This window comes from Arsukibacterium ikkense (assembly GCF_000987775.1).
GTDB classification, from domain to species: Bacteria; Pseudomonadota; Gammaproteobacteria; order Enterobacterales; family Alteromonadaceae; genus Alishewanella; species Alishewanella ikkense.
The window spans coordinates 203,778-216,036 of sequence record NZ_LAHO01000004.1; the positions used below are offsets into that span (position 1 = coordinate 203,778).

Annotated in this window: 8 protein-coding genes; 7 read left to right on the forward strand and 1 reads right to left on the reverse strand. The window is 51.3% G+C overall.

Annotation, left to right across the window (positions count from 1 at the left end):
- Positions 1-16: 16 nt before the first annotated feature.
- The 7 genes from metF to argH all read left to right on the forward strand — a co-directional run bounded on the left by metF (position 17) and on the right by argH (position 9,408).
- The gene (gene metF / locus WG68_RS06370; protein WP_046556826.1) at positions 17-910 is read left to right on the forward strand and encodes a methylenetetrahydrofolate reductase; all 894 of its coding nucleotides are present in this window, start codon (positions 17-19) and stop codon (positions 908-910) included.
- A gap of 89 nt (positions 911-999) precedes the next feature.
- Positions 1,000-3,888, forward strand: coding sequence for a ligand-binding sensor domain-containing diguanylate cyclase (locus WG68_RS06375; RefSeq protein WP_046556827.1), 2,889 nt, complete (start codon positions 1,000-1,002; stop codon positions 3,886-3,888).
- A 133-nt stretch (positions 3,889-4,021) separates the two neighbouring features.
- Positions 4,022-5,053, forward strand: coding sequence for an N-acetyl-gamma-glutamyl-phosphate reductase (argC, locus tag WG68_RS06380; RefSeq protein ID WP_046556828.1), 1,032 nt, complete (start codon positions 4,022-4,024; stop codon positions 5,051-5,053).
- Complete coding sequence (argB, locus tag WG68_RS06385) at positions 5,050-5,820, forward strand: acetylglutamate kinase (RefSeq protein ID WP_046556829.1); 771 nt, start codon at positions 5,050-5,052, stop codon at positions 5,818-5,820. Before argC ends, argB begins: the two co-directional genes overlap by 4 nt.
- A gap of 66 nt (positions 5,821-5,886) precedes the next feature.
- A complete protein-coding gene (locus tag WG68_RS06390) occupies positions 5,887-6,801 on the forward strand; it encodes an ornithine carbamoyltransferase (protein WP_046556830.1) in 915 nt (304 codons plus the stop codon).
- Positions 6,802-6,808: 7 nt separating this feature from the next.
- Positions 6,809-8,014: an argininosuccinate synthase gene (locus WG68_RS06395; RefSeq protein WP_046556831.1), complete on the forward strand. Its 1,206-nt coding sequence runs from the start codon at positions 6,809-6,811 to the stop codon at positions 8,012-8,014.
- A 5-nt stretch (positions 8,015-8,019) separates the two neighbouring features.
- Positions 8,020-9,408, forward strand: a complete 1,389-nt coding sequence (gene argH, locus WG68_RS06400; RefSeq protein ID WP_046556832.1) for an argininosuccinate lyase — start codon at positions 8,020-8,022, stop codon at positions 9,406-9,408.
- 103 nt (positions 9,409-9,511) lie between these two features.
- On the opposite strand, the gene WG68_RS06405 is transcribed toward argH, so the two are convergent.
- A complete protein-coding gene (locus tag WG68_RS06405; protein WP_235357687.1) occupies positions 9,512-12,055 on the reverse strand; it encodes a penicillin-binding protein 1A in 2,544 nt (847 codons plus the stop codon).
- Between the last annotated feature and the right edge of the window lie 204 nt (positions 12,056-12,259).

The window sequence follows — 12,259 nt, forward strand, 5'->3', positions numbered from 1 at the left end:
GTTAACGAGAAAAATTATGGCCTTTGCAAACGCCCAATATCTGGATGCAATAAACCGCAATCTGCACGACGTGCAGGGTAAAGTAAATGTAAGCTTTGAGTTCTTCCCGCCCAGAACGGCACAAATGGAGCAAACGCTGTGGCAGTCTATAGAACGGCTGGCACCGTTGGCGCCCTCTTTTGTATCGGTTACTTATGGTGCTAATTCTGGGGAGCGTGACCGTACCCACGATATTATTAAGTCCATTAAACAGCGCACCGGCTTAATCGCGGCGCCGCATCTAACCTGTGTTGATGCCAGCAAGCAGCAACTGATAGACATTGCCCGAGATTACTGGGACAACGGCATCCGGCATATTGTTGCTTTACGTGGCGATTTACCACCAGGCAGCACAGCAGTACCTGAGTTATACGCAGCGGATTTAGTTGAGATACTGCGCTCGGTGGCTGATTTCGATATCTCAGTGGCGGCTTACCCTGAGGTGCATCCGCAGGCACCTAATGCTCAGTTCGATTTATTAAACTTAAAACGTAAAGTCGAGGCTGGTGCTTCCAGGGCTATTACCCAGTTTTTCTTTGATATCGAAAAGTTTTTACGTTATCGCGACCGCTGTGCGGCAATTGGTATTGATGTTGATATTATTCCAGGTATTTTGCCGGTGACTAACTTTCAGCAATTACAGAAGTTTGCCGGCCTGACCAATGTTGCAATTCCAGACTGGATGAGTAAGGCCTATCAGGGTTTGGATAATGATCCGACTACCCGTAATCTGGTGGGGGCGAATATTGCGATGGAGATGGTAAAAGTACTGAGCCGGGAAGGCGTAGATCAGTTTCATTTTTATACGCTGAACCGCAGTGAACTCAGCTACGCCATCTGCCATTTGCTTGGGGTGCGGCCAGTACTTTAGCAACGGCTATTGCATCACGCTTCCAATGCGCCGACAAAAGCGCTAATCTTGCCAGTGCAAAAGTCGCTTTTTTAGACAGGGATTGGCCGATGCTGTTGTTAACTGTTTGCCGATACAGGGTGTATGTCGTTATTTGCTTGCTTAGCATGTTGTTATCTGCTGCCCTTTTTGCGGCAGATGACGACATCGTTAGTCTTGATAACTACTTCAGTGAAAGCTGGAGTACCGTTCATGGTTTGCCTCACAACACCATTAATGCCATAGCTCAGACACCGGATGGTTACCTGTGGTTTGGTACCTGGGAGGGGGTGGCCCGTTTCAATGGCCGTCGCTTCGATATTTTTGAACGAAGTAGTTTAACCGGTCTACCCGATTCTGGTATTCGTGGTCTTAGCATAACCGCCAACGGCGACTTACTGGTGGCAGGGTCGCGTGGCGGCATCGCGCGGGTCAGCGGCCAGCAATGGCACAGTTATCCGCCGCTGGGGGTGTTGATCAATAAAGTGATGGTCGACAGTATTGAGCGGCTGTGGCTGGCCACCGAAGGCGAAGGTGTGGTTATGCAATCACCTGATGGTAGCCGGCAGCAGTTTACCGAAGACAACGGCTTGCCGGCTAACGCGGTACAAAGTTTATTTGAGGATAGCCAGGGCCAGATTTGGGTCGGTACGGCGGGTGGTCTGGCATTGATAGATAACGATTTGCAGGTGAGCCAGCCATTTGCTGCTGAACTGAACAGTCCGGTATTTGCTCTGGCGGCCAACACTGAACAGCAGCTGTTAATAGGCACTGAGCGAGGTCTGTATCAAGTAGATCATCAGCACAGGTTAAGCCTGCTCCTGGCCGATGTACCGGTAGCTACGTTATTACCTGAAATGTCGGGCATGTTATGGATAGGCACAGTGGATCGCGGCTTATTGCGTTTATACAAAAATCAGCTTGAACAACTCAGTATTGAGCAAGGTTTGCCAAATAACCGGGTGCTGGCGTTGTTGCGCGATAAAGAGCACAGCCTGTGGGTGGGCACCAATGGCGGTGTGTTTCGTTTACGCGACGCGCCTTTTACCACCTATACTACCGAACAAGGCTTAGCCGACAATTATGTCCGTACTGTGATGTCAGATCAGAACAACTGTGTTTATGTTGGCAGTAGCAGAGGCTTAGACCAGATATGTGACGGTATCATCAGCAATATTGATTTATCCAGCCATGCCAAAGGCCAATCAGTATTGAGCCTTGCCAAAGGCCAGCAGCAAAGTTTATGGATTGGTACCTATACCGATGGTGTCTTACATTACGCCGATGGTGCAGTGGTCGCTCACTATCGCAGTGACGATGGGTTGGCCGCCAATGAAGTTCGGGCGATCCTGGCACGGCCGGACGGTTCGGTACTTGTTGGCACGGCGCAGGGCCTGAGTCTAATTTACGATGGCCAGTTGAGTACGCCGGTTGCAGCTACCTTGCTGCCTTCACCCTTTATTATGGCGCTGCATCAGACCCGCGATGGCCGGGTATTTATCGGCAGTGGTGCCGGGGTGTCCGTTTGGCAGGATGGGAAAGTTCGCCAGCTTGATTTCACCGGGTTGGATAACGCCGAATATGCCTTTGGCTTTGTTGAAGATCATGCTGCTGATATTTTGTGGATGACCACCGACCGTGGCCTGATTGCTTTTGATTTAACCACTGAGCAGCTGGCATTAGTGGGGCGTCGCCACGGCATGCCGTTTGATAAATTGTTTCAACTGGTGATAGATCAGCAGCAGCATTTCTGGATTTCAACCAATCGTGGAATTTTACGGCTGAGCCGGCAACAGGCGCTGGACATCGTATATGGCCGGCGCGACCGGATCCACTATGAGCTGTTTGGCGAAAGCGATGGTATGGCCAGTGCTCAGGCTAATGGCGGCTCGTCGCCAGCCGCCAGTTTACATAGCGATGGCTCGGTTTGGATAGCTACCTCGGTTGGTGCCAGTAAGGTTCAGCCGACCCGCTTAAGCAGGTTTTCAGCGGTAACGCCTCCGGTGGTGTTGGAGAAGTTGCTGGCAGATGGTAAACCGTATTTGTCTGCGCAGCATATTAAACTGGCTGCAGGCACCAACCGGATTGAGCTGGAATATGCTGGCCTTGGCTTTATTATGCCGCAGCGTATTCAGTATCGCACTATGCTGGAAGGCTTTGAGCTGGACTGGGTGCTGCGGGGTACCCAGGTTAACGTTCAATACACCAACTTAGCACCAGGCGACTATCATTTTTATGTTGCGGCTTCCTATCCTGACGGTGGCTGGAGCCCGGTTGCTGCGTCGGTATCATTCAGTATTGCGCCGCACTTATGGCAGCGACCATTGTTTCAGTTGCTGATTGTGCTGTTGGTGGCCGTCTTAATTATCGCCGTCGTCCGCTGGCGTCTGGCCAGCTTAAAACGTAGTGAGTTAAAACTGAAGTTACAAGTGGCTGAAAAAACCGCTGAGCTGGCGGCGTTGGCCCGGTTAGATTCATTAACTGGCCTGGCAAATCGGCGGGCGTTTGATGAAGCGATGCAGCACGAGTTGAAGCGGGCACGGCGCCAGCAGCAACCGCTTTGTCTGGCGTTACTGGATATTGATCACTTCAAACAGGTTAATGACAACTGGTCGCATAGTATTGGCGATGAAATATTAAAACGCGTTGCCGCAACGCTGCAGCAGCACTGCCGGGATACTGATTCTTTAGCGCGTTGGGGTGGCGAAGAGTTTGTGATTCTGTTACCCGATACTTCTTTAGCGAAAGCAACCGAAGTATGCGACAGGCTGCGCATGCAGGTAGCTGACACCAGTTTTACTGAGGTGGTGCCGGATTTAACAATAACCTTAAGTATTGGTCTGGCGATGCTGGATAGTAACGATGATGGCAAACAGCTGCTTATTGACGCCGACCGGGCGCTATATCAGGCGAAAAGACAAGGACGAAATACTGTTGTCAGCCAGGATGTGCCTCATTAGGTTAAAAATAAATTTTAGATAAAAATTCATAAAAACAGCATAATTATTGTTGATTCTGCATGTTTGCCGTTCTACACTAGCCACCGTTTTATGCTATAACTTTTAGCTGATTTTGCAATTGAGTGCGGTAAACATGTCTTTAGTGTCTTCTTCTGATGTAAAAATTCGCAGTGCCGTATTAGGTGCTGCGGGCTACAGTGGTGCCGAATTATGTGCCTTGTTAGTCGCCAACCCTTATTTTTCGCTTGATCATGCTTTTGCGTCATCGGGGCGAACCGCTGAGCCACTCAGTAACCTGTATCCACGTTTTACTAATGCCATCGATATTATGGTCGAACCCTGGTACGACGAGCGGATTGCTTCCCTGCAGGTTGATGTAGCTTTCTTAGCGCTGCCGCATGAAGCCAGCGAAGCGGTTACGCCGTTGCTAATGGCTGCAGGCATTGTGGTGGTAGACCTGTCTGGGGCATTTCGGTTAAAGCAAGCTCAGCTATATCCGCAATACTATGGTTATCAGCATCAACACCCAGAGCTGTTAAATGAAGCAGTTTATTGCCTGATGGAATGGCTGACAGAAGCACCTGGCAATTTAATTTCCGTGCCGGGTTGCTACCCCACAGCCTGTTCACTGGCGTTGTTGCCACTGCTGAAGGCTGGCTTGGTTGCTGAACAGTGTATTCCGGTTATAAATGCTACCAGCGGTGTGTCAGGTGCGGGTCGTAAAGCTGCGTTGAGTACGTCGTTTTGTGAAGTAGGTTTAAATGCCTACGGCTTTTTTGGCCACCGCCACCGGCCTGAAATTGAACAGAACCTGGGTAGAAAAGTGGTGTTTACGCCGCATTTAGGTAATTTTAAGCGGGGTATTCTGGCCACCAGCGTGCTGACATTAAAGCCCGGAGTTAGCGCGGATCAGGTAAAACAGGCCTTTACTGAGGCTTACCAAAATAAACCCTTGGTCAGGTTGCTTAAGCAGTCGCCCAATGTCGCTAATGTGGCAGGCACGCCTTATTGTGATCTGTACTGGCAGCAGGATGGCGAACAACTGGTGGTGGTGTCAGCCATTGATAACCTGCTCAAAGGCGCCGCAGCTCAGGCCATGCAGGCTGCCAATGTGCGCTTTAACAAGCCAGAAACCGCCGGCCTGTTTGGCGGGGTCGCCGTATGAAAACCTTACCCTTAGTCATTAAAATGGGTGGTCGTTTATTGCAGGAGCGCGCTGCGCTGGATGCCTTATTGGCCGTGTGTCGTCAGCTTAAGCAGCAGCGGCCGGTTGTGCTGGTGCATGGCGGAGGCGATCAGGTGGATCAGTGGCTGGCTAAATTTGGTTTTACCACCGAAAAAATCGACGGCCAACGGGTTTCGCCGCCAGAACAAATGCCAGTGATTACCGGAGCCTTGGATGGCGCAGTTAATGCTGAGTTGGTCAGCCGCGCTATGCTGCAGGGGTTAAACCCGGTGGGCTTAAATCTGTCTGCCGGTACCAGTTTGCAATTTACCGTTAACAGCAAACTGGGGGCTGTGGGGCTGGCTAAGCCAAACGACGCGACCCTGATTACGCTGCTGTTAGCTCAAGGTTTTACCCCGGTGTTCAGCTCAGTGGGTATAGGTAGCGAAGGGCAGTTGCTGAACGTTAATGCCGACTTAGCCGCTGCCGCCATTTGTCAGCTGGTGCAGGGCGAACTGGTATTGCTGACCGACGTGCCAGGCATTCTGGATAGTCAGATGCAACTGATTGCCGAGCTTACACCTGCTGCTGCGGCAGAACTGGTTGCCACTGGTGTGATTAAAGGTGGCATGAAGGTGAAACTGGATGCAGCACTGGAGACTGGCCAGGCTTTGCAGCGCAATATTATTGTCGCTGGCTGGCAGCAACCGGAAAATTTGTTAAAACTGATGCAGAACCAGCCGGTAGGCACCTGCATTTTATATTGAACCCGCCATGGTGTGTGTCACCACCGGCTTGATCAGGAAACCGCCTAGCGGATTACAGCGTGTTTTATGAGTAAATTGAGCCAGCTACTGTGCTTAGCCGATCTGGACCGAACCCAACTTAGCGAAGTATTGAATTTAGCCGTAAAAATTAAAGCGACGCCAGCACAATACCAGAGTGCGTTGGCCGGCAAAAGTATTGCCCTGCTATTTGAAAAACCCTCGCTGCGAACCCGGGTCAGCTTTGATGTGGGTATTAATAAGCTGGGTGGCCATAGCGTCTATCTGGATTTGCAAAACGGGGCTATGGGCGTGCGTGAGTCGGTGCAGGATTTTGGCAGTAATCTGGCATGCTGGACCGATGCCATTGTGGCCCGTGTTTTCAACCAGAAAACCTTACTGGAACTGGCACATAGCAGCAAGAAGCCGGTAATAAACGCCCTGAGTGATTTATATCATCCGTGTCAGGCGCTGGCGGATTTGTTAACGCTACAGGAACAGTTCGGCCAGCTGGATCAGGTGCATTTAGCTTTTGTCGGTGATGGTAATAATGTCTGTCATTCGTTAATGCTCGGCGCCGCCATTATGGGCATGGACTTAACGGTGATCACGCCGCCTGGATTTGGCCCCGATGCCCATGTATTGTTAAAAGCGCAGCAACTGGCCGCAAACAGTGGTGCCAAACTGGTGCTGAGCCAGCACTTGTCCTCTGCCGCCGGAGTAGACGCATTATACACCGATACCTGGGTATCAATGGGGGCTAAAGCCGACCCGAAGCAAGTTGGCCAGCTGTTTGCCGATTACCAGATCAACACCGCGGTGATGCAGCGCTTAGCGGTGAAACATTTTATGCACTGTTTGCCGGCTCATCGGGGGCAGGAAGTGACCAGCGAAGTGCTCGACAGCGATTATTCGCTGGTGTTGCAACAAGCCGAGAACCGGATGCATGCCCAGAATGCTGTTTTAGTCAGTTTATTTAGTTGAGGTAACAATGAGTGTAAAAAAAGTAGTATTAGCCTATTCAGGCGGCTTAGATACCTCGGCCATTGTGCCGTGGTTAAAAGATAATTATCAGTGCGAAGTTATTGCCTTCGTTGCTAACGTTGGTCAGGGCGATGAAGAGTTGGCCGGGGTAGAGCAAAAGGCGATTAATTCCGGTGCCAGCAGCTGCTATGTGGTCGATCTGCGCCAGGAGCTGGTAAATGAAGTGATATACCCCACCTTAAAAACCGGCGCGGTATATGAGGGCCAGTATTTGCTGGGTACTTCGATGGCCCGTCCGGTAATAGCCCGCGCCCAGGTTAAGCTGGCGCTGGAGCTGGGCGCCGATGCGCTATGTCATGGCTGCACTGGCAAAGGTAATGATCAGGTACGGTTTGAAAGCTGTTTTGCTGCCCTGGCGCCACAGCTCAAAGTGATAGCACCATGGCGTGAATGGCAATTTAACTCGCGTCAATCCTTGCTGGACTATCTGGCGGAGAAGAACGTGCCTACCACGGCGTCGGCCACTAAAATTTATAGTCGCGATGCCAACCTGTGGCATATTTCGCATGAAGGCGGTGAGTTGGAAGACCCCTGGTGCGAGCCCTCCAATCAGGTGTGGATGTGGACCAAATCACCTGAGCAGGCGCCAGATCATCCTGCCTATGTTGAGCTGGCGTTTGAACGGGGCCAGTTAACCCATGTTAATGGCAAGCAGCTGGATGGCGTGGCAGCGATTGAGCTTTTAAACGAGCTGGGCTCAGAGCATGGCGTTGGCCGGATTGATATTGTTGAGAACCGGCTGGTGGGCATGAAATCCCGTGGTTGTTATGAAACGCCGGGCGGTACCATATTACTGGCAGGCCTGAAAGGCCTGGAAGCGCTGGTGTATGATCGCAGTTCGCTGAAATACCGTGAGGAAATCGGCCTGGAGTTTGCCCAGCTGGTGTACGATGGCCGCTGGTTCACGCCGTTAAAAGATGCCTTACTGGCTGCTGCAACCTCGCTGGCTGAACAATTAACCGGTGAAGTGGTGATCAAGCTGTATAAAGGCAATGTGACTGTTGCAAAGCGTCGCTCCGTGAACACCTTATACTCGGAAGCTTTCGCCACCTTTGAAGGTGATGAAGTGTATGATCAGAAAGATGCAGCTGGTTTTATCCGGTTGTATAGCCTGGCCAGTCGGATCCGGGCATTGCATCAACAAAAGGACTAAGCGTTATGGCCATGTGGGGAGGACGCTTTACCGAAGCTACCTTAAGCGAATTCCGGGATTTTAACGACTCGCTTAGTTTTGATTATTTACTGGCACAGCAGGATATTGCTGCGTCCAGAGCCTGGGCTAAAGGCCTGCTGCAAGCAGGAATTATCACTGATATTGAAGCAGCGCAGCTGGAGCAGGGACTGGCCGATTTAGCGATGGCTATCGATGCTGATCCGCGCCTGCCGTTGCAAACAACGGAAGAAGATATTCATAGCTGGGTAGAAAGCCAGCTTACCGCTAAGCTTGGCAGTGTTGCTAAAAAGCTGCATACCGGGCGCAGCCGTAATGACCTGGTGGCGACCGATCTTCGTTTGTGGACTCGGCTGCAGGCGGGCACTGTGCGTAAATCGCTGTTGGCCGCGCTGGCCGCACTGCTGGAATTTGCTGATAAAGCAGAGCAGGCCGTGATGCCGGGCTTTACGCATTTGCAGCGGGCTCAGCCGGTATTAGTGGCGCACTGGGCGTTGGCCTATGTTGAAATGTTTAAGCGCGATCTGGGCAGGCTGGATGATGCTGTAGCAAGGATGGACAGCTGTCCGCTGGGTTGCGGTGCTCTGGCTGGTACAGGCGTTAATATTGATCGTAACGTGTTGGCCAGCGAACTGGGGTTTAGCCATGCGGCGTTGAACAGTTTAGATGCGGTGTCTGATCGTGACTATCTGGTAGAGCTGTCAGCAAGCGCCAGCCTGTGTATGACCCATTTATCGCGTCTGTCAGAAGATGTGATTTTTTTCTGCTCTGGCGAAGCTGGCTTTTTTAAGCTGGGCGATGCTATCAGCTCGGGCTCTTCACTGATGCCGCAGAAGAAAAACCCGGATGTATTCGAGTTACTACGGGGTAAGACCGGCCGGGTATTGGGGCATTTAGTGGCTATTTTGCATGTGTTAAAAGGTTTGCCACTGGCGTACAACAAAGACATGCAGGAAGACAAACAGGGCTTCTTTGACCTGATGCACAGCTGGCAGCAATCGTTGCTGGTGCTGGCAACGGTTCTGCCTCATCTGAGTGTAAACCGTGAACAATGTCGTAAAGCAGCAGAGCTGGGCTACAGCAATGCCACAGATTTAGCCGATTATCTGGTTAGTAAAGGTATGCCATTTCGGGATGCTCACGAATGTGCCGGTGAACTGGTATTAGTGGCATCGAAACAACAGTTGCCACTGGAAGCGCTAACTCTGCAGCAAATGCAGCAGATCAGTGCGTTAATTACTGACGATGTTTATCCGGCACTGACCCTGGAAGCCGGCATGGCCAGGCGTTGTGCCTTAGGTGGCACAGCTACCGGCCAAGTGGCAGCGGCCCTGGCTAATGCTAAAAGTTGGTTTGAACAGGTAGTCGCCGGATAATCACTGCCAACACCCAGCCTGCCCGTTTACAACAAGGCCAGCTATTTAGCTGGCCTTATGTAATTGCGGCTAGAAAACTGCGCAGGTGCCGGGCATGTTGTCACTAAAATAATTCCGTTTCGTCAGGTTCTGCTTTCTTGTCATTATCAAAACGAATGTGTTGTACGGTATTCTGACTGTACTGCGTTGGCTCAGTGCCGGTTTTAAAATACTCAAAGCTGCTGGTGTGGTCGTTGCTGCGGCTTAACAAGCCGCTGGCCAGATCAATCCGCACCGACGATAAGCCGGTAGGTTGTGGCAGTGGGTTCTGCGGATAGTCAGGTAACACCTGGCTCATATAATCTAGCCAGGCGGGCAGTGCCGTACGGGCACCTGATTCGGCGCCGGCGCTTTGGTCCTGGCCCAGGTTGGCATGCCATTGTGCCCGGCCGAGGCTGCGGTTGGCATCATCAAAACCTACCCAGACCGTCACCGCGGTAGAGGCAGTAAAGCCGGAGAGCCAGGTATCTTTAAAATCATTGGTAGTACCGGTTTTTGCTGAAATATCACGCCGTTTTAAACGCTGTGCCCGCCAGGCCGTGCCATTCCAACCGGTACCCTGGCGCCAGTCGCCGCCGCCCCAGACGCTGCTGGTCAGCGCGTCAGCAATTAAAAATGCATTTTGGCTGCTGATAACCTGCTCTGCCGCTTTGAGCAGCGCTGTTGCAGTTTGCTCCTCGGGCTGTTCAGCTTGTTGCAAACTACTGAACAAGGCATGTAACTGCTGCTCATTATCCGCACTCTGCTCAGGCTCACTGCCATTAGTAGCGATGCTGATGTCTGCATCTGCTGCCACGTGTTGCTCTGGCTCAGGCTGACAGTCGTTGCACGCCAGCCGCGGCTGGTGCTGAAAAATCACTTCGTCCTGATCATTAACCACTTTATCTACCACATAAGGTGTCACCAGAAAGCCGCCATTGGCAAATACCGCATAACCGGTTACCAGTTCCAGCGGTGTCAGTGAGGCAGAACCTAATGACAGGGTCTCGTTACGGGGCAGATCACTGGCGGCGAAGCCAAAGCGTTGCAAATAGCGGATACTGGCATCAATACCAACGCCGCGAAGTAAGCGCACAGACACCACGTTTTTTGATTTCGCCAGGGCTTCACGGATCCTGATTGGGCCATCATACACGGCAGGTGAATTGCGGGGGCGCCAGGCGATACCTGCGTTGTCATCCCATTGATGAATAGGGGCGTCATTCATGACGGAGGCCAGGGTGTAACCTTGCTCTAATGCCGCTGAATAAATAAAAGGTTTAATGTTAGAACCTACCTGACGTTTTGCCTGGGTTGCCCGGTTAAACTGGCTCTGGCTAAAGCTGTAGCCACCAACCAATGCCTGAATAGCGCCATCCTGAGGATTAACCGCTACCAGCGCGCTGCTGGCTGCAGGTACCTGGCTTAACCGCCACTGTTCATCCTGTTGCCGCACCAGGATATGCATACCCGGCGCCAGAATAGCAGCGGCACTTTTGGGCGCAATGCCCTGGCGCTCATCGCTAATATACGCTCTGGCCCATTTCAAACCATCCCATTGCAGCGTTACCTGCTGATCACCAGCCAGCAGCACTTCAGCGCTGTTCTGGCTCACCGTTAATACCACTGCCGGCAGCAAATCTTCAATGCCTTGCTGCTGGCTGAGGTAGGCGACAATTCCGGCATGTTCAGGCCGGTCTGTCTCAGTAAACTGTGGGCTGTCCGCTTGTTCTGTCTCTGCTTTAGCCAACTCTGATTGCCACAATTGCGCCACCGGGCCGCGATAACCATGGCGTTCATCATACTGATACAAGTTTTGCTGCAGTGCCAGCCGGGCGGCGTGTTGCTGTTTGCTATGCACCGTGGTGTAAACTTTATAACCCTCGGAGTAGGCCACTTCCTCACCAAAGCGTTGCACCATTTGCTGGCGTACCATTTCGGCGATATAGGGTGCTGAGGCAGTGATTTGAGCACCATGCAACCGGCTGGTAATGGGGACTGCCAGCGCGGCACGGTAATCTTCTTCCGTAATAACATTAATAGCGCGCATTCTGGTTAACACGATATCGCGACGATTCTTAGCGTTGGCCGGTGAACGAATAGGATTAAGGATAGAGGGGGCTTTTGGCAAGCCAGCAATAATAGCGATCTCGTCCAGCGTCAGTTCATCAACGGTTTTGCCAAAATAGACCTGGGCAGCAGCACCTACGCCGAACGAACGGTGGCCAAGTTCAATTTTGTTCAGGTACAACTCCAGAATTTCATCTTTTTCCAGTAGTTGTTCAATTCGAAACGCCAGAAAGACTTCTTTAATCTTCCGCATAACCTTTTTTTCCCGGCTAAGGAAAAAGTTACGGGCCAGTTGCTGGGTAATAGTGCTGGCACCCTGACTAAAATCACCGGACGACATGACCACGCTGGCAGCACGCATAATACCAATAATATCTATGCCAGGGTGATCATAAAACCTAGTATCTTCAATAGCTAAGAAAGCCTGAAGCAGTAAAGGTGGCATTTCATCGAGTTTTAGAGGGATCCGTCGTTTTTCACCAAATTGGGAAATAAGCTGGCCATCCGCCGTATAAACTTGCATCGGCGTTTGCAACTTAACTTCCTTTAAGGTTGCCACGTCAGGTAGATCATTTTTGACGTAAAAATACAATGCCACGATCGTCAGGATCCCAGCAAAAAAAACAACCAGACAGACTATTAAAAGTTTTTTAACCCAAGACACTGAATAACCCCAATTTTTACTCCCAATTCCTTTACAACGCTGCTAGTATATATTTATTGGCTGTCGATGAAACGCTTTTTCTTGCTAATAAATAGCGTC

Coding starts and splice junctions, on each gene's coding strand:
- WG68_RS06390 (WP_046556830.1), top strand. CDS start 5,887: ATGAGTAAATTGAGCCAGCTACTGTGCTTAGCCGATCTGGACCGAACC.
- metF (WP_046556826.1), top strand. CDS start 17: ATGGCCTTTGCAAACGCCCAATATCTGGATGCAATAAACCGCAATCTG.
- WG68_RS06395 (WP_046556831.1), top strand. CDS start 6,809: ATGAGTGTAAAAAAAGTAGTATTAGCCTATTCAGGCGGCTTAGATACC.
- argH (WP_046556832.1), top strand. CDS start 8,020: ATGGCCATGTGGGGAGGACGCTTTACCGAAGCTACCTTAAGCGAATTC.
- argC (WP_046556828.1), top strand. CDS start 4,022: ATGTCTTTAGTGTCTTCTTCTGATGTAAAAATTCGCAGTGCCGTATTA.
- argB (WP_046556829.1), top strand. CDS start 5,050: ATGAAAACCTTACCCTTAGTCATTAAAATGGGTGGTCGTTTATTGCAG.
- WG68_RS06375 (WP_046556827.1), top strand. CDS start 1,000: ATGCTGTTGTTAACTGTTTGCCGATACAGGGTGTATGTCGTTATTTGC.